Here is a 23,555-nt window from a genome sequence, read left to right as displayed (position 1 = left end):
GCTCCTAGATTTGCGCGCCCACGGCCGGCTTGGCCGGCGTGGTCATGGATACACGCTCTTCGCCAAGCGTGTTACGCGACGTGCAGACCGGACCGCCATCGAAACCTTCGCGGGCCATGGCACGGCCGTCGTGCCCCATGTATTGATGCAGGATGCCGGTAAACAGGCCGTCTTCGATCTTGCCGAAGTACGTCACCGGATCTGCTTCGCTCGGCTTGGCCAGGACCTTGTAGTCCTCGGCACCGAGCTGCTTGCTGGACGCGCGCACCTGTTCCACCCACTTGTCGAAGTCGAAGTTCGACATCGCGATGGTCTTGAACTTCATGCCCGAGAAGCCGCCGCCGCTGTAGTTGGCGGACATGCCGTCGTACGTGCCGGCTTCATTGGCGATGAGGTGCAGCTTGGTCTCCATCCCGGCCATGGCGTACACCTGGCTGCCCAGTTGCGGGATGAAGAACGAATTCATGATCGAATCCGACGTGATCTTGAAGTTCACCGGCGTGTTCACCGGCAGCGCCAGCTGGTTGACCGTCGCGATCTTCAGTTCCGGATAAATGAACAGCCATTTCCAGTTCATCGCCACGGCTTCGACCTGCACCGGCTTGACGTTCGACTCCAGCGGCTTGTAGGGATCGAGATCGTGCGACGACTTCCAGGTGATGATGCCCAGCGCGATGATGATCAGGCAGGGAATCAGCCAGACCACGACTTCGATCTTGGTCGAGTGCGACCAGTCCGGGTCGTAGGTGGCCGACGTGTTGCTGGCGCGATACTTCCACGCGAACACGATCGTCAGGATGATCACCGGCACCACGACCAGCAGCATCAGCCAGGTGGCGATCAGGATGATGCCCTTGATGTCGACGCCGACTTGCCCCTTCGGGTTCATCAGCGCGTAGTCGCAGCCGGCCAGCAGGAGCAGGCCAAGGCAAGGCAGGTACCGCATCAGGCGCGGCATTGTTGATGTGTTCATGTCACGACGGTCTGGTTGCGCCACGCCTGTGCACAAGCGAGGCACTGCCGCCTGCTGCACGAGGCAACGGGCTGGCTGGGCTGGGAAAAACCGGGGACGTGTCCAAAGCTGGCGCAAGCGTTGATGGGGCGAGCAAGCACCGGCGGACCATGCGGCCGGGCAACGCCGTGAGCGCGGCTGGACAGCAACTGACGACTGCGTGCGCGAAACGCCGGGGGCGGAAGCGTGCGCTGAGGTAACCGACTGCCTGAACTGCGATCGTTCCCGGTTCGGAGCAGCCACCGGGACAAGCGTTGTGTCACGATGCTCACGCGATTTCCGCCTGCTTTTGACCGACCCGCCAGCGCAGCGAGCACGGTCTCCGAGCGGATATCGCATTACTTAAAACATCGTTGGGCGCGAATGTACCGCAACGCAACATTGCGGGTAAACCCAAACACAACGGAAACACTGTTCTTTTAACCGGACAATGTTCTTGATGTCGCGCAAAGGAAACAGATCACGTCGTGAACGTATTTGTCATGCGATTCTTCTGGACAAAAGAAAGGGGCCGCGTTCTAGCGGCCCCGCTCCGCTGCACCCCTGCAACGGCTAGGAGTAGCGCCGGCTGATCGATTCCGCCACGCAGACGGGGCGATCGCTGCCCTCGCGTTCGATGGTGACTTCCCAGGTCGACTGAGCGCCGAGCAGGCCGTTTGGCAACGGATCGAGCCGCTCGACCTTGAGCAGCTTCACGCGCGCGCGCAGCTTGCTGCCGACCGGCACCGGCGAGGTGAACCTCACCCGGTTCAGCCCGTAGTTGACGCCCATCTTGACGCCTTCCATGTGGATGGCGTTCTGCATGAACTGCGGCAGTAGCGACAACGTCAGGAACCCATGCGCCACCGGGGCGCCGAATGGCGACTCCCGCTTGGCGCGCTCGACGTCGACGTGGATCCACTGATGATCGCCCGTCGCCTCGGCAAACAGGTTCACCTGCTGCTGCGTGATTTCGGACCAGTCGCTGACGGCCACTTCCTGGCCCTGGAGGGACTCCAGCTCTTCCAGCGATGCAATGGTGCGCATATGACTTGTCTCCTATTGTCTTGTCGTCTTGTCGCCTTGTTGCCTGGCTGCGTGGCTTCCTGCCGCGCCCGCACCGGCCTCAGGCCGGACGGCGCTTGTACATGCCCATGCCCTTGACCGTACACACCACCTCGCCCTTCTGGTTGGTGCCCACCCACTGCGTCATCACCACCCCGCGGTCGGGCTTCGTGCTGGACGGGCGCTTCTCCAGGATCTTCAGCACGGCGCTCAGCGTGTCGCCGGCATAGACCGGCTTGATCCAGCGCACCTCGTCCACGCCGGGAGACCCCATGCTGGTCGAGCGGTCGCCCATCGACTGTACCAGCAGCCGCATGATGATGCCGCAGGTCATCCAGCCGCTGGAAATCAGGCCACCGTAGATGCTGCTTTCCGCCGCGGCCTTGTCGATGTGGAACGGCTGGGGATCGTATTGGCGCGCAAACGCGAGGATCTCCTCCTCGGTAACGTGGTAGCTGCCAAGCGGGATCTCGCTGCCGACGACATAGTCTTCGAAGTACATCTTGTTGGACATCGTGGGCTCCAAAGCAAAAAACCGCGCTCGGGGTCGCCGGCGCGGTTCAGGTCAAACACTACGGTCAGGCGGCTTCCTGGAAGCCCGGCTGGCTTGCGAAGCGGCCCAGGTGATGGTCCACGTCGCCAAACGTCGTGTTGATCATGGTCAGCCGCTTGAACATGTGCGCGGCCGGCAGTTCGTCGGTCACGCCCATGCCGCCGTGAATCTGCACGGCTTCCTGACCGACCGAGCGCGCCGCCTGGCCCACCCGCGCCTTGGCAGCCGACACGTAGCGGCGGCGTTCTTCCGGCGACGATTCCTCGAAGCGGGCGGCAGCCAGCAGCGTGATCGAACGCGACTGCTCGGCATGGATGAACATTTCCACCATGCGGTGCTGCAGCGCCTGGAAGCGCGCGATCGGCACGCCGAACTGCTGGCGCGTCTTGGCGTATTCGAGCGTGGCGGCGTTCAGCGTGTCCATCACGCCGACTGCCTCGGCGCACAGCAGCACGGCGGCGTAGTCGGCCGTCGCCTCCAGCACGTCAAAGCCCTTGCCTTCGGCACCGAGCAGCGTGGCCGGCGCGTCGGTAAACGTCACGTCGGCCGCACGCAGGTTGTCGATTGTGCGGTAGTCCTTGACGCTGACGCCGGCCCCGTTCGTATCGACCAGGAACAGCGAGATGCCATCACGATCGGACTGGGCGCCGCCGGTACGGGCCGACACCACCAGCTTGTCAGCCTGCGCACCGTGGATCGCCACCACCTTGCGACCGTTGAGCTTGCCGCCCTTGGCCGTCACCGTCACGTTGTTCAGTTCGTAGCGCGCCTGCGGCTCGTTGAACGCCGTGGCCAGCTTCACCTCGCCGCCGGCCACCTGCTCCAGCACCGCCTCCTGGCCGCCGGCCAGCTTCAGCGCCTGCGCGGCCACCACGGTGGCGAAGTACGGCTCCACGATCAGGCCACGGCCCAGCTGCTCCTGCACCACCATCATGTCGACGGCCGTACCCGAGAAACCGCCCTGCGCTTCCGGCACCGGCAGCGCGGTCAGGCCCAGTTCCACCAGGGCGCCCCACGCCTGCTCACCGTAGCCTGCCTCGGTCTTGATGTTCTTCTTGCGCGATTCGAAGTCGTAGCTCTTTTCGACAAAACGGCGAATCGCGTCGGCCAGCTGCTTCTGTTCGTCGCTGAGATTGAAGTTCATGTCGCGTGTCTCCTCACAGCCCCAGAATCATCTGGCTGATGATGTTCTTTTGAATTTCGTTGGAACCACCGTAGATCGACGTCTTGCGGTAGTTGAAGTAGTAGGCGGCCAGCGGCGCGGCATCGTCGTAGCCGGTCACGGCATGGTCGTGCTCGCATTCGAGGTAGGCGGTGTCGAACGGCTGCGCGTACGGACCCACGGCCTCCACCATCAGCTCGGTCAGCATTTGCTGGATCTCGGTGCCCTTGATCTTGAGCATCGAGGCTTCCGGGCCGGGGCCCTTGCCGGCGGCTTCGCTCGACACCACGCGGAGCACCGTGATTTCCAGCGCCATCAGCTCGATTTCCAGCGCGGCCACCTTGGCGCCGAACACCGGATCGGCCAGCAGCGGCTTGCCGTTCTTCTGCTGCTGACGCGCCACGCGCTTCAGGAACCCCAGTTCGCGCTTGGAATTGCCCACGCGGGCAATGCCGGTGCGCTCGTGGCCCAGCAGGTACTTGGCGTAGGTCCAGCCGCGGTTCTCTTCGCCCACGCGGTTTTCGACCGGCACCTTCACGTTGTCGAAGAAGACTTCGTTCACCTCGTGCTCTTCGTCGAGCATGATGATCGGGCGCACGGTGATACCGGGCGTCTTCATGTCGATCAGCAGGAACGAGATGCCTTCCTGCTTCTTGGCTTCAGGATCGGTGCGCACCAGGCAGAAGATCATGTCGGCGTGCTGGCCCAGCGTGGTCCAGGTCTTCTGGCCGTTCACGATGTAGTGCTTGCCATCCGACGTCAGTTCGGCACGCGTCTTCAGCGATGCGAGGTCGGAACCCGAGCCGGGCTCCGAATAGCCCTGGCACCACCAGTCGGTGCAGTCGAGGATACGCGGCAGGTAGTACGACTTCTGCTCGGCGTTGCCGTACTTCATGATCACGGGCGCAACCATCGCCACACCGAACGGCAGGACGCCGGGTGCGCCGACGCGGGCATTTTCCTCGTCCCAGATATGGCGTTGCGTGGCGTTCCAGCCCGTACCGCCGAATTCCACCGGCCAGTGCGGCACCGACCAGCCCTTGCCGGCCAGGATCTTGTGCCAGCGCACCAGATCGTCGCGGTTGGGGCGGCGGTGGTTGAGCACCTTTTCGCTGATTTCCGCCGGCAGGTTGGCTTCGAGCCAGCTGCGCACTTCCTGACGGAAGGCGTTGTCCGCCGCCGAGTAGTTGAGATCCATGCCCGTCTCCATAGGTGGTGCCGGCGGGCGCCGGCCGATTGTTTTACCTGCGCATCGCTGCGCTGGTAAAACCGGGCACAGGATGCTTGTTCAGTGGGCCGTCTGCTTCAATGCGTCCGGCACGATGAGCGGAAAGGTGTCGATGCCCTCTTCAGCCAGCGCCTGCACATCCTCGGCGGTGGCCGAACCGCGAATGCCGCGTTCGGGCGCCTCCTCGTAATGCATGCGCCGCGCTTCCTCCACGAAGCGGTCTCCCACGTCCTCGGTCTGCGCCAGCACCTGCCGCACGGCCTTCAGGTAGTGGGCCTGCAGCGCCTGCATCATCTGCCGGGCTTCGGCCTTGCCTGGTTCGCCATCGCGGCCCTGCGTCGGCGCCGGCTTCGCGGTGGCACCCGACAGATTCAGGCGCGGCGCGCTGGGCAGGCGGCTGACCGCATGATCGCCACAGACCGGGCATTGGACGAGGTCGCGTGAAATCTGCGATTGCGCATCTTCCTCCGAGGCAAACCAGCCCTCGAAACGATGGTCTTGCGCACAGCGCAGGTCGAGCACCTTCATGATCTTTCCAGCCCGTCGGGGCAATGTTAGCCGTGAATCGAAATTTTGTGAACGGTCGTGCTAATTTTTTTGCAGCCGTTTTTGCCTGGCAGGATACGTAGGAAACACAATCCCGCCGATGGCAGCCTATTTAGGCGCCGAGCCCTTAAAAATCAAGGGAAAACCCGTGGTTCGCGCCTCGCCAAGCTTAGCAGCAAAGCGACGTTCTAGCCGGCCGACCGTGCGGTCGGGAACGGCGGTTCGGCCTGTTCGCCGGGCTGCCAGCTGCCCGAGACGATTTTCTCCAGCCAGAACGCGCCGATGATCGTCTTCACGTCGGTAATGCGGCCTTGCCGCACCCAGTCAATGACCTGTCCGACAGGTGTGACGAAGGTCTCAAGGAATTCACCGTCGTCGAGCTTCGACTCGCCGGCCGTCAGATCGCGTGCCAGGAACAGGTCGATGAACTCGGTCGAATAGGAAATGACGGGGTGGATGCGTGTCAGGTAGTCCCAGCGCGCTGCCGTGTAGCCGGTTTCTTCCAGCAGTTCGCGCTTGCCGCACACCAGCGCGCCCTCTTCCGGGTCGAGCTTGCCGGCCGGGAATTCGAGCATGACTTCGCCCACCGGATAGCGGAATTGGCGCTCCATCAGCACGGTGCCATCGTCGAACAGCGGGATCATCATGACCGCGCCCGGATGCAGCACGTACTCGCGCCCGGCCTGCTTGCCGTCGGGCAGGCGCACGATGTCTTGCTTGAGGGTCAGGAATTTCCCGCGGTGGATGGTTGCCGAAGCGACCGGCGTCTCGCGGAGATGGTCGTCCGAGACTTCGGACGACTGGGAGGAAACGGGGAGAGTCTTGTCGGTCATGCGCGCTCCGGAGATGGCACGGACCGGAGCAGGCAAGCCCTCAGGCCGTGCGATGTTTGACCAGGTATTGCCAGGTGAAGCCCGGGAAGGCAAACACCAGCATCATGCAGGCCGTGATGGCGTAGAACTGCCAGCCCTGCGGGAATGCGTTGCCAAGGCCCGCTTCCACCGCAAAGCCAGCAACACCGGCCACCACGTACCAGACGAACAGTTCCACGGCCCGCAGCCACAGCGGCTTGCGGGCCCATTTCAGGCCCACCGCCGCGAACAGGCGCTGATTGACGAACGGCAGGTTGGCACAGACCAGTGCCAGCAAAATGACAAACCAACCGCCCGCCGAGGAACTCATGTCGTCACCTTGTTATGTTACGAAGCCAGCGTGGCGCGGATGGCCTGGTAGCACAGGTTCATCAGCGCAGCCGGGAACAGGCCCAGCAGGATCACGGCCAGGCCGTTCAGGCTCAGTACCGACCGCACGCCAACCGACGCTTCCAGCGGCTCTTCGCCAGCCGGCGTGTCGAAGTACATCAGCTTCACGATGCGCAGGTAGTAGAACGCGCCGATCAGCGAGAACACCACGGCCACCACGGCCAGCCAGCTCATGCCGGCCTTGACCACGGCCGACAGCACGGCCAGCTTCGCATAGAAGCCGACGGTCGGCGGGATGCCGGCCATCGAGAACATCATCACCAGCATCAGCAGCGCAAACCACGGATGACGGCGCGACATGCCCTTCAGGTCGTCCAGCGTCTCGGCCTCGAAACCCTTGCGCGTCCGGATCAGGATCAGGCCGAACGTGCCGAGCGTGGTCAGCATGTAGGTGATCGAGTAGAACATCGACGCGCTGTAGGCATTGGCCGCGCCATCCGCCTTGTTCGCCACCACGCCGGACAGCATGCCCAGCAGGATGAAGCCCATGTGCGAGATGGTGGAATACGCCAGCATCCGCTTCAGGTTGGTCTGCACGATCGCGGTCAGGTTGCCGATCAGCAGCGACACGACCGACAGCACCACCAGCATCATCTGCCAGTCGCCGGCCAGCGGCAGCAGGCCTTCGACCAGCAGGCGCATGATCAGCGCGAACGCGGCAACCTTCGGGCCGGCAGCGATCAGCAGCGTCACCGCAGTCGGCGAGCCCTGGTAGATGTCCGGAATCCACATGTGGAACGGTGCGGCACCGAGCTTGAACGACACACCCGCGACGATGAACACCACGCCGAAGGCCAGCATCGTCGTGTTGACGCGACCCGACTCGACCACGCGGAAGACTTCACCCAGGTTCAGCGAACCAGTGGCGCCGTACATCATCGACATGCCATAGAGCAGGAAGCCCGAGGCCAGCGCACCCAGCACGAAGTACTTGATGGCCGATTCCGACGTCACGCGCGAGTCGCGGCGCAGGGCCACCAGGGCGTACGACGACAGCGACAGCAGTTCCAGGCCCAGATACAGGGTCAGGAAGTTGTTGCCGGTAATCATCACGAGCTGACCGCCGAGCGTGAACAGCGCGAGCATGTAAAACTCGCCCGCGAACATGTCGCGGTTGCTCAGGTAGGTGCGCGTGTAGATAAGCGTCAGGAACATGCCCAGCGAGCAGAACGCCGACAGCACGTTGGCCATCGGATCCACGACCACCAGGTTGGCGAACACGTAGTGCGTCTCGCCGTTCGCGGCGTCCAGTGCAAACCAGAAGGTCAGCACCAGCGTCGTCAGCAGTGCCAGCGGGTATGCCACGCTGGTGCGGCCCTTGCCGCGCGCTAGGTCGATCCAGTTGATCGCCGCGATGGCGACCGCCAGGAAAATGATTGGCGCCACCGGGGCCAGGCTAGAGGACGATTGCATGTTGGTTTCTCTCCCCCGCTTACAGCTTGGACTGTGCCACGTGGGACAGCAGGTTCACCACCGAGGCGTGCATCACATCGGTGAAGGGTTTCGGGTACAGGCCCATGTACAGCGTCAGGATCGCCAGCAGGCCGAACATCAGGAATTCGCGCTTGTTCAGGTCTACCAGTTCACGCACGTGCTGATGCACGATATCGCCAAAGATCACGCGCTTGACCATCCACAGCGAGTAGGCCGCGCCCAGGATCAGGGCCGTGGCAGCCAGCAGGCCGATCCAGAAATTGAACTTGACCGACGCCAGGATGACCATGAACTCGCCGACGAAACCAGAGGTAGCCGGCAGGCCGCAGTTTGCCATGGCGAAGAACACCGAGAATGCGGCGAACTTCGGCATCACGTTCACCACACCGCCGTAGTCGGCGATCTGGCGCGAATGCACGCGGTCGTACAGCACACCGATGCCGAGGAACATGGCGCCCGACACGAAGCCGTGCGAGATCATCTGGATGATGCCGCCTTCAACGCCCAGGTCGTTGAAAATGAAGAAGCCGAGCGTCACGAAGCCCATGTGGGCGATCGACGAATACGCCACCAGCTTCTTCATGTCGGCCTGGACCAGCGCCACGAGGCCGATGTAGATCACCGCGACCAGCGAGATCGTGATGATGAACGGTGCCATGTAGTGGCTGGCGTCCGGCGCGATCGGCAGCGAGAACCGCAGGAAACCGTAGGCGCCCAGCTTCAGCATGATCGCGGCCAGCACCACGGAACCGCCGGTCGGCGCTTCCACGTGGGCGTCCGGCAGCCAGGTGTGCACCGGCCACATCGGCACCTTCACGGCGAAGGCCATGAAGAACGCCAGGAAGATCAGGATCTGTTCTTCGAACGACAGCTTGGCCTGGTGCCAGGACAGGATGTCGAACGTACCGGTCTTGTTGTACAGGTACAGCAGGGCAACCAGCGTCAGCAGCGAGCCCAGCAGCGTGTAGAGGAAGAACTTGAACGCGGCGTACACGCGGTTCGGGCCACCCCAGACACCGATGATGATGTACATCGGGATCAGCGTGGCTTCGAAGAACACGTAGAACAGCATGCCGTCCAGCGCGCAGAACACGCCCACCATCAGACCCGAGAGGATCAGGAACGCGGCCATGTACTCGGCCACCCGTTCGGTGATCACTTCCCAGGCCGAGATCACGACGATCACGGTGATGAACGACGTCAGCACGACGAACCACATCGAGATGCCGTCAACGCCCAGGTGATAGGCAATGTTGAAGCGCTCGATCCAGTTCGCCTGCTCGACAAACTGCATTGCGGCCGTCGAGGTGTCGAAATGGAAGACCAGCGGCAGCGTCACGGCGAAGCTGGCGATGGCACCGAACAGCGCCATCCAGCGCGCGAAGCCCTTGCTGTTGTCGGAGCCGAACATCAATACCAGCAAGCCGAAGAAGATAGGCAGCCAGATTGCGAGAGACAGAACCATTTGTTTGTTTTCCTTACTCGGTGCCTATCACTTGGTGCCTATCACGCCAGTGATCGTCAGCGTCAACAGCACCAGCATGCCGAGGATCATCGCGAAAGCGTAATGGTAGATGTAGCCGGACTGCAGGTAACGGCTGGCCGCGGCAAACGACGCCACCACACGGGCCGAACCATTGACGAACAGGCCGTCGATGAAGCTCTGGTCACCACCCTTCCACAGGCCGGTACCCAGCAGGCGCGCGCCACGGGCAAACACTGCCTCGTTGATCGCGTCCATGTAGTACTTGTTCTCGAGCAGGTTGTAGAGACCCGAGCAGCGTTGCTTGATGGCGGCCGGGATGTCCGGGCGCTTCATGTAGAAGAACCACGACAGCACCACACCGGCAATTGCTAGCCACAGCACCGGGGTCGTCAGCGAGTGAATCGCCATTGGCACCCAGCCGTGGAACGCTTCCTTCAACTCTTCCATGGCGTGATGGTTCTCGCCGACGAAGATCACGTCCTTGAACGCCAGGCCATGCTTGAAGAAGTCACCGAACAGCATCGGCTCGATGGCGATGGCGCCAACGATCACCGACGGGATGGCCAGCAGCACCAGCGGCAGCGTCACTACCCACGGCGACTCGTGCGGCTTCTGGCCCGGAGCCAGACCATGGTGGTGGTCGTCGCCGTGCGATTCCTCTTCTTCCTCGTGGTGATCGTGGTGCGCGTGCGGCTTGCCGAAACGCTCTTCACCGTGGAACACCAGGAAGTACATGCGGAACGAGTAGAAGGCGGTGACGAACACGCCAGCCAGCACGGCGAAGTACGCGAAGCCCGAACCGGCCAGGTGCGACTCGGCCACGGCCTCGATGATCGAGTCCTTCGAATAGAAGCCCGAGAAGAACGGCGTGCCGATCAGCGCCAGCGAACCCACCAGCGACGTGATCCAGGTGATCGGCATGTACTTGCGCAGGCCGCCCATGTTGCGGATGTCCTGGTCGTGGTGCATGCCGATGATGACCGAACCGGCCGCAAGGAACAGCAGCGCCTTGAAGAATGCGTGGGTCATCAGGTGGAACACGGCCACCGAGTAGGCCGAAGCGCCAAGCGCCACGGTCATGTAGCCCAGCTGCGACAGCGTGGAGTACGCCACCACGCGCTTGATGTCGTTCTGGATGATGCCCAGGAAGCCCATGAACAGTGCCGTGATGCCGCCGATGATCATCACGAACGACAGGGCGGTGTCCGACAGCTCGAACAGCGGCGACATGCGCGACACCATGAAGATACCGGCCGTCACCATGGTTGCCGCGTGGATCAGTGCCGAAATCGGGGTCGGGCCTTCCATCGAGTCAGGCAGCCACACGTGCAGCGGGAACTGCGCCGACTTGCCCATCGCGCCGATGAACAGGCAGATGCACGCCACGGTGATCATCAGCCAGTCGGTGCCCGGGAAGATCACGGTTGCCAGCTGCTCGCGCTGGGCGAACACGTCCGTGTAGTTCATGCTGCCGCTGTACGCCAGCAGCAGGCCGATACCGAGGATGAAGCCGAAGTCACCCACGCGGTTGACCAGGAACGCCTTCAGGTTGGCGAAGATCGCGGTCGGACGCGTGTACCAGAAGCCGATCAGCAGGTACGACACCAGGCCCACAGCTTCCCAGCCGAAGAACAGCTGCAGGAAGTTGTTGCTCATCACCAGCATCAGCATCGAGAAGGTGAACAGCGAGATGTAGGCGAAGAAGCGGTTGTAGCCGGGGTCCCCGTCCATGTAGCCGACGGTGTAGATGTGCACCATCAGCGAGACGAAGGTCACCACGACCATCATCATCGCCGTCAGGGAATCGACCAGGAAGCCGACTTCCATCTTCAGCGAGCCGATGGCCATCCATTCGTACACGGTGGCGTTGTAGCCGGCGCCGTTCATCACGTCGAGCAGCACCATCACGGAGAGGACGAACGAGATGGCGACACCGAGGATCGTTGCCGAGTGGGCCACGATGCGGCCGCCGCGCGTCTCCGAGGAGAACGTGCCGAAGAACTTGGTACCGAACAGACCGGCTATCGCGGCACCGGCGAGCGGTGCCAGCGCAATCGCCAGCAGCAGGTTGGGGTTGAGCGTGGTTGCCATAGGACGCTTATTGGTGTGCGGTCGGGATGCAGTCTTGGTTCATGTCGTGAGCGTTCATGTCAGCCCTTGAGGGTATCCATGTCGTCCACGTTGATCGTGTCCAGGTTACGGAACAGCACGACCAGGATTGCCAGACCGATTGCCGACTCGGCGGCGGCCACCGTAAGGATGAAGAAAACGAAAACCTGTCCGGCCAGGTCGCCCATGTAGTGCGAGAAGGCGACGAAATTCATGTTCACCGCAAGCAGCATCAGTTCGAGCGCCATCAACAGCACGATGACGTTCTTGCGGTTCAGGAAGATGCCAACGATGCTGATCGCGAACAGGATGGCACCGAGGACGAGAAAGTGAGCGAGAGACAGCACAGCGGGTTCTCCGGGCTTAGTTCTTGTTGGCGGACACAGCAGCATCCGCTTCGGCCCGGCCCTCGGCCGGCATCTTCACCATGCGCACGCGCTCGTCGCGGCGTACACGCAGCTGGGCACCCACGTCCTGCGCCTTGACATCCTTGCGGCGGCGCAGCGTCAGGGCCACGGCGGCCACGATGGCCACCAGCAGGATGATGCCGGCCACTTCGAAGGCGTACACGTAGTCGGTGTAGATCAGCTTGCCCAGCGCGGCGGTGTTCGAATAATTCGGGTCCTGCGCGCCCGGCGGCAGCACGGCGTTGGTAGTGCCGATGAAGTTGCGCACCAGCACGATGGCCATTTCGGCGATGATCAGCGCACCGACGATCGACGCCATCGGCACGTACGTCCAGAAGTCGCGGCGCAGGTGCTCGATATCGATATCGATCATCATCACCACGAACAGGAACAGCACCATCACCGCACCTACGTACACCAGCACGAGCAGGATGGCGAGGAACTCGGCCTTCAGGATCATCCAGATCGCCGCGGCGGTGAAGAACGCCAGGACGAGGAACAGTGCGGAATGCACCGGGTTCTTTGCCGTGATGACTTTCAGTGCGGAGAGCACCAGCACCAGGGCAAAGGCATAGAAGATGGCTGTCGTGAGTTCCATGGTCCCTATCGGATCCTCTTTGGGCCGCGCCGGTCCGGGCTGCCCGTCGGGGGCAGCCACGCCTTGCGCGACTTGCTTCTCTTGGTTGTGCCCCTTGCGGGGCGACTTCAAATTCGTTGCCGGGAACCGCGCACCGTATGCCTGGCTCCCGTCCTGCCGGTCCGCTTAGCGGTACTTCGCGTCCGCGGCCTTGGCTGCCGCGATCTGCGGCTCGTAGCGGTCGCCCACTGCCAGCAGCATGTCCTTCGTGAAGTACAGGTCGCCGCGCTTCTCGCCGTGGTACTCGAAAATATGCGTTTCCACGACCGCGTCGACCGGGCAGGCTTCTTCGCAGAAGCCGCAGAAAATGCACTTGGTCAGATCGATGTCGTAGCGCGTGGTGCGGCGGGTGCCGTCGTTACGCACATCCGACTCGATCGTAATGGCCATGGCCGGGCACACCGCTTCGCACAGCTTGCAGGCGATGCAACGCTCTTCCCCGTTCGGGTAGCGGCGCAGTGCGTGCAGGCCGCGGAATCGCGGCGACATCGGCGTCTTCTCTTCCGGGAACTGGACAGTCACCTTCCGGGCGAAGAGATAGCGGCCGGTAAGTGCCATGCCCTTGAAGAGTTCCTTCAGGAGCAGGCTGTTAAAGAAGTCCTTGATGGCGATCAGCATGACGATTGCTTCCTAAGTATTTCCGCGCGGCGCGCCCTGCCCGTTCGGGCGGCGCGCCGTCGCCTGGCCTCTTAGTGCCAGATGTTCCACGGCGACTTGATCCAGATCGCCACAATGATCAGCCACGCCACGGTCAGCGGAATGAAGATCTTCCAGCCCAGACGCATGATCTGGTCATAGCGGTAACGCGGGAACGAGGCACGAATCCAGATGAACACAGACAGCAGCAGGAAAACCTTGATCACCAGCCAGAAGAAGCCCGGGACCGCATTCGTGATCACGCTCGAGAACGGCGGCGCCCAGCCACCGAGGAACATCAGCGAGGTCATCGTCGAGATGATGATCATGTTGATGTACTCGGCCAGGAAGAACAGCGCGAACGTCATGCCCGAATATTCGATCATGTGACCGGCCACGATTTCCGACTCGCCTTCCACCACGTCGAACGGATGGCGGTTGGTTTCCGCCACGCCCGAGATGAAGTACACGGCGAACATCGGCAGCAGCGGCAGCCAGTTCCACGACAGGATGTTGATGCCCATGTCCGCGAAATAGCCCACATTCTGGCTGTTCACGATCGTCGACAGGTTCAGGCTGCCGGCCACCATCAGCACGGTGACCAGCGCGAAGCCCATGGCGATTTCATACGACACCATCTGCGCCGCGGCACGCATGGCGCCGATGAACGCGTACTTCGAGTTCGATGCCCAGCCGGCCAGGATCACGCCGTACACGCCCACCGAGCTGATGGCCATCACGTACAGCAGGCCGGCGTTGACGTCCGCCATCACCACTTCGGGCTGGAACGGGATCACGGCCCAGACGGCCACTGCCGGCACCAGCACCATCAGCGGCGCAACCAGATACATCATCCGGTTGATCTGCGACGGGAACATCACTTCCTTGAGCAGCAGCTTCAGCACATCGGCAATCGGCTGCAGCAGGCCCAGCGGACCCACGCGGTTCGGGCCGATACGGACGTGCATCCAGCCAATCAGCTTGCGTTCCCACAGAATCAGGTAGGCCACGCACAGCAGCACCGGCACCACAATGACCACGGCACGGATCAGGATCCAGATCAGCGTCCAAGCGCTGCCGAAGATGGCCTGGCCCTGCGAGGTAATGAGATCGATCATGTTGCTATCTCGCTCTTCTTATACGGTGGCCGTCGCGGCGGCACCCTGGCCGGCCGACAGGTCGATGGCTTTCTCAACGGTGACGGTACCGAACAGCGCGCCCAGCGTTGCGGCGGCCACGGTGGCAGCCGGCACGCGCACGGCATTGGCCGGCAGCGTCTTTTCCAGCGCCGCGGGCAGCACCACGCTGGCACCGTCCTGCGTCACGCGCACCGGGTCGCCCGCCTGCACGCCCAGCTTGGCGAACAGTTCCGACGACAGGCCCACCGTCATCGCGCGGCGCGCGGCAGCGGTCAGCTGCAGCGAATCGGCACGACGCACGATCGGGTCGGCGTGGTAGATGGGCACATCGGCGATACGCTCGATACCGTTGGCGGCGGCAGCCGTCACGCGGATCGGGGCGTCGGTAGCGTTGTTCAGCTGCGCCGGAGCCAGCTTGACCAGTGCGGCATCGCGCACGGCTTCGGCGGTTTCGAAGTCGAAGCCCGGCACGTCGAGCAGGTTGCCCAGCACGCGCAGCACCTTCCAGCCCGGACGCGACTCACCCAGCGCGCGCACCACGCCGTTGAAGCTCTGGGCACGGCCCTCGGCGTTCACGAACGTACCGGCGGTCTCGGTGAACGGCGCGATCGGCAGGATCACGTCGGCGTATTGCATGGCCGCTTCCGAGCGGAACGGCGACAGCACCACGACGGTTCCGGCCTGCTGCAGCGCGGCCAGGGCCTTGCGTGCATCGGCGGTATCGAATTCGGCTTCGGCGTTCAGCACGATGTATGCCTTGCGCGGCGCATCGAACATCGCCTGGGCATTGGCACCGCCCTGTTGCGGCAGCGCGCCGGCAATATAGCCGCCGACGGTGTTGGCCGCCTCGGTCAGGAAGCCCAGCGTGGCTCCCGTTTCCGTTGCGATCCACTGGGCCAGCGCGTGCAGCGCCGAGAATTGCGGGTGGCGCACGGCTTCGTTGCCGAGGAACACGGCACGGCGCTCGCCCGACAGCAGCGCATCGGCCACGGTCCTGGCGGCGTCGCCACCGTCGAAACCATCGGTCCCGGCCGGAGCGGCCACGCCCTTGGCGGCGGCCACGGCACGGGCCACGCCGGCCAGTGCGGCAGTCCAGGCCGACGGTGCCACGTCGATACGTGCGGCCAGCGGCATCAGCAGGTCTTCACCGCCGGTACCGATCACGGCCACGCGGGCACCCTTCTTGGCGGCCTGACGCAGGCGGGAGGCCAGCAGCGGCTGATCCTTGCGCAGCGAAGCGCCAATCACCAGCGCGCGTTGCAGCGTGGTGACGTCGGCAATCGGCATGCCCAGCCACGGCGCGCCCTTCAGCGCGGCCGAGAAATCGGTCTGGCGCAGGCGGAAGTCCACGTTGTCGCTGCCCAGGCCACGGACGAGCTTGCCCAGCAGGAACAGTTCTTCCAGCGTGCTGTGCGGGCTGGCGATGGCGGCGATCTGGTCGGCACCATGGTCACGCTTGATGCTCGCCAGGCCGTTGGCCACGTATTCCAGCGCGGTCTGCCAGTCGGTTTCCATCCACTGGTTGCCCTGCTTGAGCATCGGGCGGGTCAGACGGTCGGCACTGTTCACGCCTTCGTACGAGAAGCGGTCCTTGTCGGAGATCCAGCACTCGTTGACGTCTTCGTTTTCCAGGGGCACCACGCGCATCACGCGCTGGTTCTTGGTCTGGACCACGAGGTTGGCACCCACGCCGTCGTGCGGCGACACCGACTTGCGACGAGCCAGTTCCCAGGTACGGGCCGAATAACGGAACGGCTTGCTGGTCAGCGCGCCAACCGGGCACAGGTCGATCATGTTGCCGGACAGTTCCGAATCCACGGTCTGGCCGACGAACGTCGTGATTTCCGAGTGTTCGCCACGGTTCAGCATGCCCAGCTCCATCACGCCGGCCACTTCCTGGCCAAAGCGCACGCAGCGGGTGCAATGGATGCAGCGGGTCATCTCCTCCATGGAGATCAGCGGGCCCACGTTCTTGTGGAACACCACGCGCTTTTCTTCCTTGTAGCGCGACTCCGAGGCACCGTAGCCCACGGCCAGATCCTGCAGCTGGCATTCGCCGCCCTGATCGCAGATCGGGCAGTCGAGTGGGTGGTTGATCAGCAGGAATTCCATCACGGACTTCTGGGCCTTGACAGCCTTTTCGGAGTTCGTGAAGACCTTCATGCCGGGCGTCACCGGGGTGGCGCAGGCGGGCAGCGCCTTGGGCGCCTTTTCCACTTCGACCAGGCACATGCGGCAGTTCGCCGCGATGGACAGTTTGCGGTGGTAGCAGAAGTGCGGGATGTAGGTGCCCAGCTTGCGGGCCGCTTCCATCACGAGGCTGCCTTCCGCAACCTCTACCTTCTTGCCGTCGATCTCGAGTTCAACCATGTTCTGCCACGCTTCAGGAATGGGCCGGGACCATGCACTGCTTGTGTTCGACGTGATATTCGAACTCTTTCCAGTAGTGCTTGAGCATGCCGCGTACCGGCATCGCCGCGGCATCGCCGAGCGCGCAAATCGTGCGACCCATGATGTTTTCCGCGACGTTATTGAGCAGGTCCAGGTCTTCCTGGCGGCCTTCTCCGTGTTCAATACGATTCACCATGCGGTAGAGCCAGCCGGTGCCTTCACGGCACGGCGTGCACTGGCCGCACGATTCTTCAAAGTAGAAATACGACAGGCGCAGCAGCGACCGCACCATGCAGCGCGTTTCGTCCATGACGATCACGGCGCCCGAGCCCAGCATCGAGCCGGCCTTGGCGATCGAGTCGTAGTCCATGGTCGACGCCATCATCAGGTCGGCCGGCACCACCGGGGCCGACGATCCGCCAGGGATCACGGCCTTGAGCGCCTTGCCGCCGCGCATGCCACCCGCCAGCTCCAGCAACGTGGAGAACGGCGTGCCCAGCGGGATTTCGTAGTTGCCCGGACGCTCGACGTCGCCGGAGATCGAGAAGATCTTGGTGCCGCCGTTATTCGGCTTACCCATCTTCAGGTATTCGTCCGGGCCCACGGCCAGGAGGAACGGCACCGCTGCGAACGTCTCGGTGTTGTTGATGGTGGTCGGCTTGCCGTACAGGCCGAAGCTGGCCGGGAAAGGCGGCTTGAAGCGCGGCTGGCCTTTCTTGCCTTCCAGCGATTCGAGCAGCGCGGTTTCTTCGCCGCAGATGTACGCGCCGTAGCCGTGGTGGGCATGCAACTGGAAGTCGAAGCCCGAACCCAGGATGTTGTCGCCCAGGAAACCGGCGCGGCGTGCCTCCTCGAGGGCTTCCTCGAAGATCTTGTATTCGTTCCAGATTTCGCCGTGGATGTAGTTGTAACCCACGGTGATGCCCATCGCGTACGCCCCGATAGCCATGCCTTCGATCAGCGCATGGGGGTTGTAGCGGATGATGTCACGGTCCTTGAACGTGCCCGGCTCGCCCTCGTCGGTATTGCAGACCAGGTACTTCTGACCCGGGAACGAACGCGGCATGAAGCTCCACTTCAGGCCGGTCGGAAAACCCGCACCGCCACGGCCGCGCAGGCCCGAGGCCTTGACGTCGGCAATCACCTGCTCGGGCGTTACCTTCTGTTCGAGGATACGGCGCAGCTGGGCGTAGCCGCCACGCTTGACGTAGTCCTCGAGGTGCCAGTTCTTGCCGTCCAGGCCGGCCAGGATCAGCGGCTTGATGTGACGGTCGTGCAGAGAGGTCATGTTACTTGTCCCCCTTGGCGGCGGCTTCGGCCTTGAGCTCGTCGACCAGGGCGTCGAGCTTCTGGTCGCTCATGAAGCTGCACATGCGGGTGTTGTTGACGATCATCACCGGTGCGTCGCCGCAAGCGCCCATGCACTCGCCTTCCTTCAGCGTGAAGCAGCCATCGGCGGTGGTTTCGTTGTAGTCGATCCCGAGCTTGCGCTTCAGGTATTCGCCAGCCCGGTCGCCGCCCGACAGCGCGCACGGCAGGTTGGTGCAGACGGTGAGCTTGTACTTGCCCACCGGCTTGGTGTCATACATGTTGTAGAACGTGGCCACCTCTTCCACCCACACGGGCGGCATTTCCAGGTAGCTGGCGACGAACTGCATGACTTCGGGGGAAACCCAGCCCACCTCGCCCTGTGCCACGGCGAGTGCCGCCATCACGGCCGACTGCTTCTGGTCGGCCGGATACTTCGCGATCGCGCGATCGATTTCCTTGAGAGCTTCTGCTGATAGCATGGTCATTGCAGTAATACGGCGAAGTCCTGCCCTTGTATGCCGGGCTTCGCTGGTTTGCAGCCGTCGCTGCCATGTTCTGCCGGCCCGGAATGCTCCAGCGCATTCCTTGCCGATCCGTCGCAGGCCGGAGCCTGCTGCCACCATTACCGCCGGGGCCGGCCGAACACGCCCGGATCGTCGTCCGGACAACGGCCTGTGACGGGATACCCTTCTGCCGGTATCCCTTAGCGGTCGATCTCGCCGAACACGATGTCCTGTGTCCCGATGATCGTGACCGCATCCGCAATCATGTGTCCCTTGGCCATTTCGTCGAGCGCGGCCAGGTGGGCAAAGCCCGGAGCACGGATCTTCAGGCGGTACGGCTTGTTCGCACCGTCCGAGATCGCGTAGATACCAAACTCGCCCTTCGGGTGTTCCACTGCCGCGTAAGCCTCGCCCGGCGGTACGTGGATGCCTTCCGTGAAGAGCTTGAAATGGTGAATCAGCTCTTCCATGTTCGACTTCATGTCCACGCGCGACGGCGGTGCCACCTTGTGGTTCTCGGAAATCACCGGACCCGGGTTGCGGCGCAGCCAGTCGATGCACTGCTTGATGATGCGGTTCGACTGGCGCATTTCTTCCACGCGCACCAGGTAACGGGAATAGCAGTCGCCCGCCGTGCCCACCGGGATGTCGAAGTCGATCTTGTCGTAGACCTCGTACGGCTGCTTCTTGCGCAGATCCCACTCGATGCCCGAGCCACGCAGCATCGGACCCGTGAAACCCATCTGCAGCGCGCGCTCCGGAGTCACCACGCCGATATCCACCAGACGCTGCTTCCAGATACGGTTATCGGTCAGCAGCGTCTCATATTCATCCACGTACGTCGGAAAACGGTTCGTGAAGTCTTCGATGAAGTCCAGCAGCGAGCCCGAACGGTTTTCGTTCATGACCTTGATGGCCTTCTCGTTGTGGATCTTCGACGCGCGGTACTGCGGCATCGTGTCCGGCAGGTCGCGGTAAACGCCGCCCGGACGGTAGTAGGCTGCGTGCATGCGCGCGCCCGACACCGCCTCGTACATGTCGAACATGTCCTCGCGCTCGCGGAACGCGTACAGGAACACGGCCATCGCGCCGACGTCCAGCGCGTGGGCGCCGATCCACATCAGGTGGTTCAGCAGGCGGGTGATCTCGTCGAACATCACGCGGATGTACTGCGCGCGGATCGGCACCTCGATGCCGAGCATCCGCTCGATCGCCATCACGTAGGCGTGTTCGTTGACCATCATCGACACGTAGTCGAGACGGTCCATGTAGGGAACGCTCTGGATCCAGCTCTTCTGCTCGGCCAGCTTTTCGGTGGCGCGGTGCAGCAGGCCGATGTGGGGATCGGCACGCTGGATGACTTCGCCGTCCAGCTCGAGCACCAGACGCAGCACGCCGTGTGCCGCAGGGTGCTGGGGACCGAAGTTGAGGGTGTAGTTCTTGATATCTGCCATGACGCCGTTCTCAGTGCTTCGTGCCGCCGTAGTTTTCCTCGCGAATCACGCGCGGCGTGATTTCGCGCGGCTCGATCGTCACCGGCTGGTAGATGACCCGCTTCTGCTCGGGGTCGTAACGCATTTCCACGTAGCCCGAGACCGGGAAATCCTTCCGGAACGGATGGCCCACGAAACCGTAGTCCGTCAGCAGACGGCGCAGGTCGGGGTGGCCTTCGAACACGATGCCGTAGAAGTCGAACGCCTCGCGCTCGAACCAGTTCACCGAGTTCCACACGTCGATCAGCGACGGCACCACGGGCATGTCGTCGTCCGGCGCGAACACGCGCAGGCGCAGGCGCCAGTTGTGCTTGAGCGACAGCAGATGCGTGACAGCCGCGAAGCGCGGGCCGTCCCAGGTGCCTTCGGCATAGTCGGAATAGTCGACGCCGCAGAGGTCGATCGCCTGCTCGAAGTGCAGCGACGGGTCGTCACGCAGCAGGCGTGCCACGTCGAGGTAGTCGGCAGCCTTGACGATCAGCGTCAGTTCGCCGATGGCCTCGGTCAGGTTCTGCACGCGCTTGCCCAGAACTTTCTCGAGGGCGGCCTTGAGGGTATCGAGGTTCGCCATGTCAGCCCTTGCGCGCAATGGTGTTGGTACGCTTGATCTTGTTCTGGAGCTGGATCACGCCGTAGATCAGCGCCTCCGCGGTCGGCGGGCAGCCCGGAACATAGATGTCGACCGGCACGATGCGATCGCAGCCACGCACCACCGAATACGAGTAGTGGTAGTAGCCGCCGCCATTGGCGCACGAGCCCATCGAGATCACCCAGCGCGGTTCTGCCATCTGGTCGTAGACCTTGCGCAGCGCGGGGGCCATCTTGTTGCAGAGCGTGCCTGCCACGATCATCACGTCGGACTGACGCGGCGACGGGCGGAAGATCACGCCGAAACGGTCCATGTCGTAGCGTGCGGCGCCGGCGTGCATCATTTCCACTGCACAGCAGGCCAGACCGAACGTCATGGGCCACAGGGAACCCGTGCGGGTCCAGTTGATCAGCTTGTCAGCGGTCGTCGTGACAAAGCCTTCGTTGAGAACGCCTTCGATTGCCATTTCACATCACTCCCAATCGAGCGCGCCCTTTTTCCAGATGTAGACGAAGCCCACGATGAATTCCAGCAGAAACACGCCCATGGCGATGAATCCCGGCCAACCGATGTCCTTGAGGGCAACGCCCCAGGGAAACAGGAAGGCAGTTTCGAGATCGAACAGGATAAAGAGGATGGCGATGAGGTAGTAGCGCACGTCGAACTTCATGCGCGCATCCTCGAATGCCTCGAAGCCGCACTCGTACGGCGACAGCTTCGCTGCGTCAGGATTGTTGGGACCGAGAATCCGACCAATGGACATCAGTGCCACACCGAGCACGATGCCAAAGAGGATGAAGACGAGGACGGGGAAGTAGGCTTCGAGTGTCAAGGTACGGCCAGCCTTATCTGGAATGTTGTCAACAGCACCAGCTAGCGGCGACCTGTTGCCCACCCCAGGCGCCATCCCGTCTTAGCACGGCGCCGCCTTGCGGACTGCCGGAGAGTCAATAGTGCGATCCGTGCATGACACGGACGCGACATTGACTTCCGATCAATTGTTTGGTGCCGACGGCGAGACTCGAACTCGCACAGCTTTCGCCACTACCCCCTCAAGATAGCGTGTCTACCAATTTCACCACGTCGGCTGGGGGAGAAACAATATTGCCTTGCGCCGGGTTTTTACACCCTACGAAGCGTTGTCAGAAGAGTCTGTCCTCTGGCTTTCGCCCCGCGCTGGGGAATCGTTTCAAGCCTTGCATTCTAACTCATGATCCCTGATTTGTTCAATGCACAATCACAAATTAAATCAGGAATCCTTGAACACACTGTTCGATTATTGCGTCAATGCCGAAGCTTACTTCGGCACTGCGGGCCCGGCCGGTGCCGATGCGGCAGCCGCTGCCGGCGCCGATGCGGACGGTGCCGAAGCCTGGGTAGCCTGCGGCTGCTGGCTTGCGCCCATCACGCCCAGCGAAGCCTGCGGCTTGTAGTTGCCCAGCAGCGTCAGGCCCAGCGTGCAAGCGAAGAACAGCGCCGCCAGAACGGCCGTGGTACGCGACAGGAAGTTTGCCGAGCCCGATGCACCGAACAGGCTGCCCGATGCGCCAGAGCCGAAGGCCGCGCCGACGTCGGCGCCCTTGCCGTGCTGCAGCAGGACCAGACCGATCACGCCCAGCGCGGACAGAACCTGCACGACGACCAACAGAGTCTTGAAAATTGCCATTTGGTTAAATTCGTTTCGTACTTGCCTGATCAGACAGTCGCATCCGGCATTCAGGCGTTGCCGATCGCGAGGAAATCATCCGCCTTCAGCGAGGCGCCGCCAATCAGGCCCCCGTCGATATCGGACATGGAAAACAGTTCCGCCGCATTGTCCGGCTTCACGCTGCCGCCGTACAGGATGGCGATACGCTCGCCCACGCCTGCGTCCTTGCCGGCGACCTGCGCGCGCAGTGCGGCATGGACGGCCTGAGCCTGCTCGCTGGTGGCCGTCTTTCCAGTGCCAATGGCCCAGACGGGCTCATAGGCCAGGACAATGCGATTCAATTGATCGATAGACAGTGCATCGAGCACGGCTTGCAGCTGACGGCCCACCACCGCCTCGGTCTGCCCCGCCTCGCGCTCGGCGAGCGTTTCGCCGACGCAAACGACCGGAATCAGACCCGATTCCAGGGCGCGCAGTGCCTTGGCAGCCACCTTCGCATCGGATTCACCGTGGTACGTGCGGCGCTCGGAGTGACCCACCAGCACATAAGTACAGCCGAACTCGGCCAGCATCGGCGCCGCAACTTCGCCCGTGAAGGCCCCGCGGACTTCGGCCGACGTGTCCTGGGCGCCCCACGACACCTGGGTACCGGTGAGCAGCGACTGGCACTGGGCAAGATAGGGGAACGGTGCGCAGACGGCCAGTTTTGACTTGGCCGGCGCTGCCTTGATGCCTTCCAGCAGGGCCGCATTGGCGGCGAGGCTGCCGTGCATCTTCCAGTTGCCGATGACCAGCTTTTGTCTCACAAGGGTCCCCTCTCAAATCAAACCGGCTATTGTAGCGTGGTCAACGGGGGGCCGCCAGCGCATGGCGGCCAATTGCGGACAGCCAGTGGTCGTCGGCCCACAATTGCGACAGCGATGGGGGGTGGGTTGGGCGGAGAAACCCCGTAACACGGCACCCCC

24 protein-coding genes and 1 tRNA gene are annotated in these 23,555 nt (G+C 62.9%); all 25 read right to left on the bottom strand.

All coding sequences use genetic code 11. From position 1 onward, the window contains the following. Window positions 1-4: 4 nt before the first annotated feature. Complete coding sequence (cyoA, locus tag AC3FJ6_RS06925; RefSeq protein WP_029050831.1) at window positions 5-973, bottom strand: ubiquinol oxidase subunit II; 969 nt, start codon at window positions 971-973, stop codon at window positions 5-7. A 591-nt stretch (window positions 974-1,564) separates the two neighbouring features. Beyond that, window positions 1,565-2,038, bottom strand: coding sequence for a MaoC family dehydratase (locus AC3FJ6_RS06920; RefSeq protein ID WP_029050832.1), 474 nt, complete (start codon window positions 2,036-2,038; stop codon window positions 1,565-1,567). Window positions 2,039-2,117: 79 nt separating this feature from the next. Then, on the bottom strand, window positions 2,118-2,570 hold the full coding sequence (locus AC3FJ6_RS06915) for a MaoC family dehydratase (protein WP_488771234.1): 453 nt from the start codon (window positions 2,568-2,570) through the stop codon (window positions 2,118-2,120). A gap of 64 nt (window positions 2,571-2,634) precedes the next feature. Next, window positions 2,635-3,753 (bottom strand): acyl-CoA dehydrogenase family protein, encoded by a 1,119-nt coding sequence (locus AC3FJ6_RS06910; protein WP_488771233.1) that lies wholly within the window; start codon window positions 3,751-3,753, stop codon window positions 2,635-2,637. A gap of 13 nt (window positions 3,754-3,766) precedes the next feature. Further along, the gene (locus AC3FJ6_RS06905) at window positions 3,767-4,969 is read right to left on the bottom strand and encodes an acyl-CoA dehydrogenase family protein (protein WP_092594657.1); all 1,203 of its coding nucleotides are present in this window, start codon (window positions 4,967-4,969) and stop codon (window positions 3,767-3,769) included. A 90-nt stretch (window positions 4,970-5,059) separates the two neighbouring features. Continuing rightward, window positions 5,060-5,527, bottom strand: a complete 468-nt coding sequence (locus AC3FJ6_RS06900) for a DUF1178 family protein (RefSeq protein WP_066738969.1) — start codon at window positions 5,525-5,527, stop codon at window positions 5,060-5,062. 206 nt (window positions 5,528-5,733) lie between these two features. Further along, window positions 5,734-6,378 carry an NUDIX domain-containing protein gene (locus AC3FJ6_RS06895; protein ID WP_488771232.1) on the bottom strand — a complete coding sequence of 215 codons (645 nt, stop codon included), beginning with the start codon at window positions 6,376-6,378 and terminating at the stop codon, window positions 5,734-5,736. 40 nt (window positions 6,379-6,418) lie between these two features. Further along, window positions 6,419-6,727, bottom strand: coding sequence for a DUF2818 family protein (locus AC3FJ6_RS06890; protein ID WP_029050838.1), 309 nt, complete (start codon window positions 6,725-6,727; stop codon window positions 6,419-6,421). Window positions 6,728-6,744: 17 nt separating this feature from the next. Beyond that, a complete protein-coding gene (nuoN, locus tag AC3FJ6_RS06885; protein ID WP_153947592.1) occupies window positions 6,745-8,220 on the bottom strand; it encodes an NADH-quinone oxidoreductase subunit NuoN in 1,476 nt (491 codons plus the stop codon). Window positions 8,221-8,239: 19 nt separating this feature from the next. Continuing rightward, a complete protein-coding gene (locus AC3FJ6_RS06880) occupies window positions 8,240-9,706 on the bottom strand; it encodes an NADH-quinone oxidoreductase subunit M (RefSeq protein WP_488771230.1) in 1,467 nt (488 codons plus the stop codon). A gap of 27 nt (window positions 9,707-9,733) precedes the next feature. After that, complete coding sequence (gene nuoL, locus AC3FJ6_RS06875) at window positions 9,734-11,818, bottom strand: NADH-quinone oxidoreductase subunit L (protein ID WP_488771229.1); 2,085 nt, start codon at window positions 11,816-11,818, stop codon at window positions 9,734-9,736. Between the two features lie 59 nt (window positions 11,819-11,877). Beyond that, window positions 11,878-12,183 (bottom strand): NADH-quinone oxidoreductase subunit NuoK, encoded by a 306-nt coding sequence (nuoK, locus tag AC3FJ6_RS06870; protein ID WP_029050842.1) that lies wholly within the window; start codon window positions 12,181-12,183, stop codon window positions 11,878-11,880. A 16-nt stretch (window positions 12,184-12,199) separates the two neighbouring features. Next, window positions 12,200-12,841, bottom strand: coding sequence for an NADH-quinone oxidoreductase subunit J (locus AC3FJ6_RS06865; RefSeq protein ID WP_488771228.1), 642 nt, complete (start codon window positions 12,839-12,841; stop codon window positions 12,200-12,202). 165 nt (window positions 12,842-13,006) lie between these two features. Then, window positions 13,007-13,495, bottom strand: coding sequence for an NADH-quinone oxidoreductase subunit NuoI (nuoI, locus tag AC3FJ6_RS06860; protein ID WP_175459842.1), 489 nt, complete (start codon window positions 13,493-13,495; stop codon window positions 13,007-13,009). A gap of 74 nt (window positions 13,496-13,569) precedes the next feature. Beyond that, complete coding sequence (gene nuoH, locus AC3FJ6_RS06855; RefSeq protein ID WP_153947589.1) at window positions 13,570-14,634, bottom strand: NADH-quinone oxidoreductase subunit NuoH; 1,065 nt, start codon at window positions 14,632-14,634, stop codon at window positions 13,570-13,572. An 18-nt stretch (window positions 14,635-14,652) separates the two neighbouring features. Then, a complete protein-coding gene (gene nuoG, locus AC3FJ6_RS06850; protein WP_488771226.1) occupies window positions 14,653-17,025 on the bottom strand; it encodes an NADH-quinone oxidoreductase subunit NuoG in 2,373 nt (790 codons plus the stop codon). 13 nt (window positions 17,026-17,038) lie between these two features. Continuing rightward, window positions 17,039-18,334 (bottom strand): NADH-quinone oxidoreductase subunit NuoF, encoded by a 1,296-nt coding sequence (gene nuoF / locus AC3FJ6_RS06845; RefSeq protein ID WP_153947587.1) that lies wholly within the window; start codon window positions 18,332-18,334, stop codon window positions 17,039-17,041. A 1-nt stretch (window position 18,335) separates the two neighbouring features. Next, window positions 18,336-18,836, bottom strand: a complete 501-nt coding sequence (gene nuoE / locus AC3FJ6_RS06840; protein ID WP_029050848.1) for an NADH-quinone oxidoreductase subunit NuoE — start codon at window positions 18,834-18,836, stop codon at window positions 18,336-18,338. Between the two features lie 224 nt (window positions 18,837-19,060). Next, the gene (locus tag AC3FJ6_RS06835; RefSeq protein ID WP_400391137.1) at window positions 19,061-20,314 is read right to left on the bottom strand and encodes an NADH-quinone oxidoreductase subunit D; all 1,254 of its coding nucleotides are present in this window, start codon (window positions 20,312-20,314) and stop codon (window positions 19,061-19,063) included. Between the two features lie 10 nt (window positions 20,315-20,324). Further along, window positions 20,325-20,924, bottom strand: a complete 600-nt coding sequence (locus AC3FJ6_RS06830; protein WP_400391136.1) for an NADH-quinone oxidoreductase subunit C — start codon at window positions 20,922-20,924, stop codon at window positions 20,325-20,327. A gap of 1 nt (window position 20,925) precedes the next feature. Continuing rightward, window positions 20,926-21,408 carry a NuoB/complex I 20 kDa subunit family protein gene (locus AC3FJ6_RS06825; RefSeq protein ID WP_008643342.1) on the bottom strand — a complete coding sequence of 161 codons (483 nt, stop codon included), beginning with the start codon at window positions 21,406-21,408 and terminating at the stop codon, window positions 20,926-20,928. A gap of 6 nt (window positions 21,409-21,414) precedes the next feature. Then, window positions 21,415-21,774 (bottom strand): NADH-quinone oxidoreductase subunit A, encoded by a 360-nt coding sequence (locus tag AC3FJ6_RS06820; RefSeq protein ID WP_029050851.1) that lies wholly within the window; start codon window positions 21,772-21,774, stop codon window positions 21,415-21,417. 171 nt (window positions 21,775-21,945) lie between these two features. Next, a tRNA-Leu gene (locus tag AC3FJ6_RS06815) sits at window positions 21,946-22,030 on the bottom strand. Window positions 22,031-22,239: 209 nt separating this feature from the next. Beyond that, window positions 22,240-22,608, bottom strand: a complete 369-nt coding sequence (gene secG / locus AC3FJ6_RS06810; RefSeq protein ID WP_153947584.1) for a preprotein translocase subunit SecG — start codon at window positions 22,606-22,608, stop codon at window positions 22,240-22,242. A gap of 50 nt (window positions 22,609-22,658) precedes the next feature. Beyond that, window positions 22,659-23,396: a triose-phosphate isomerase gene (gene tpiA, locus AC3FJ6_RS06805; protein WP_488771225.1), complete on the bottom strand. Its 738-nt coding sequence runs from the start codon at window positions 23,394-23,396 to the stop codon at window positions 22,659-22,661. Between the last annotated feature and the right edge of the window lie 159 nt (window positions 23,397-23,555).

It is taken from the genome of Cupriavidus sp. 94F1, assembly GCF_057798875.1.
Note: the sequence above shows the minus strand (reverse complement) of the source record. Positions and strands in the feature narration are given on the sequence as shown.

What these genes read in the sequence shown, in the direction of transcription:
- nuoE (WP_029050848.1), bottom strand. Translation starts at nt 18,836, where the DNA reads ATGCTATCAGCAGAAGCTCTCAAGGAAATCGATCGCGCGATCGCGAAG.
- AC3FJ6_RS06880 (WP_488771230.1), bottom strand. Translation starts at nt 9,706, where the DNA reads ATGGTTCTGTCTCTCGCAATCTGGCTGCCTATCTTCTTCGGCTTGCTG.
- AC3FJ6_RS06825 (WP_008643342.1), bottom strand. Translation starts at nt 21,408, where the DNA reads ATGGCAATCGAAGGCGTTCTCAACGAAGGCTTTGTCACGACGACCGCT.
- AC3FJ6_RS06890 (WP_029050838.1), bottom strand. Translation starts at nt 6,727, where the DNA reads ATGAGTTCCTCGGCGGGCGGTTGGTTTGTCATTTTGCTGGCACTGGTC.
- AC3FJ6_RS06905 (WP_092594657.1), bottom strand. Translation starts at nt 4,969, where the DNA reads ATGGATCTCAACTACTCGGCGGCGGACAACGCCTTCCGTCAGGAAGTG.
- AC3FJ6_RS06920 (WP_029050832.1), bottom strand. Translation starts at nt 2,038, where the DNA reads ATGCGCACCATTGCATCGCTGGAAGAGCTGGAGTCCCTCCAGGGCCAG.
- AC3FJ6_RS06895 (WP_488771232.1), bottom strand. Translation starts at nt 6,378, where the DNA reads ATGACCGACAAGACTCTCCCCGTTTCCTCCCAGTCGTCCGAAGTCTCG.
- AC3FJ6_RS06865 (WP_488771228.1), bottom strand. Translation starts at nt 12,841, where the DNA reads ATGGAACTCACGACAGCCATCTTCTATGCCTTTGCCCTGGTGCTGGTG.
- AC3FJ6_RS06900 (WP_066738969.1), bottom strand. Translation starts at nt 5,527, where the DNA reads ATGAAGGTGCTCGACCTGCGCTGTGCGCAAGACCATCGTTTCGAGGGC.
- nuoL (WP_488771229.1), bottom strand. Translation starts at nt 11,818, where the DNA reads ATGGCAACCACGCTCAACCCCAACCTGCTGCTGGCGATTGCGCTGGCA.
- nuoF (WP_153947587.1), bottom strand. Translation starts at nt 18,334, where the DNA reads ATGACCTCTCTGCACGACCGTCACATCAAGCCGCTGATCCTGGCCGGC.
- nuoH (WP_153947589.1), bottom strand. Translation starts at nt 14,634, where the DNA reads ATGATCGATCTCATTACCTCGCAGGGCCAGGCCATCTTCGGCAGCGCT.
- AC3FJ6_RS06830 (WP_400391136.1), bottom strand. Translation starts at nt 20,924, where the DNA reads ATGGCGAACCTCGATACCCTCAAGGCCGCCCTCGAGAAAGTTCTGGGC.
- cyoA (WP_029050831.1), bottom strand. Translation starts at nt 973, where the DNA reads ATGAACACATCAACAATGCCGCGCCTGATGCGGTACCTGCCTTGCCTT.
- nuoG (WP_488771226.1), bottom strand. Translation starts at nt 17,025, where the DNA reads ATGGTTGAACTCGAGATCGACGGCAAGAAGGTAGAGGTTGCGGAAGGC.
- nuoN (WP_153947592.1), bottom strand. Translation starts at nt 8,220, where the DNA reads ATGCAATCGTCCTCTAGCCTGGCCCCGGTGGCGCCAATCATTTTCCTG.
- AC3FJ6_RS06915 (WP_488771234.1), bottom strand. Translation starts at nt 2,570, where the DNA reads ATGTCCAACAAGATGTACTTCGAAGACTATGTCGTCGGCAGCGAGATC.
- AC3FJ6_RS06910 (WP_488771233.1), bottom strand. Translation starts at nt 3,753, where the DNA reads ATGAACTTCAATCTCAGCGACGAACAGAAGCAGCTGGCCGACGCGATT.
- AC3FJ6_RS06835 (WP_400391137.1), bottom strand. Translation starts at nt 20,314, where the DNA reads ATGGCAGATATCAAGAACTACACCCTCAACTTCGGTCCCCAGCACCCT.
- secG (WP_153947584.1), bottom strand. Translation starts at nt 22,608, where the DNA reads ATGGCAATTTTCAAGACTCTGTTGGTCGTCGTGCAGGTTCTGTCCGCG.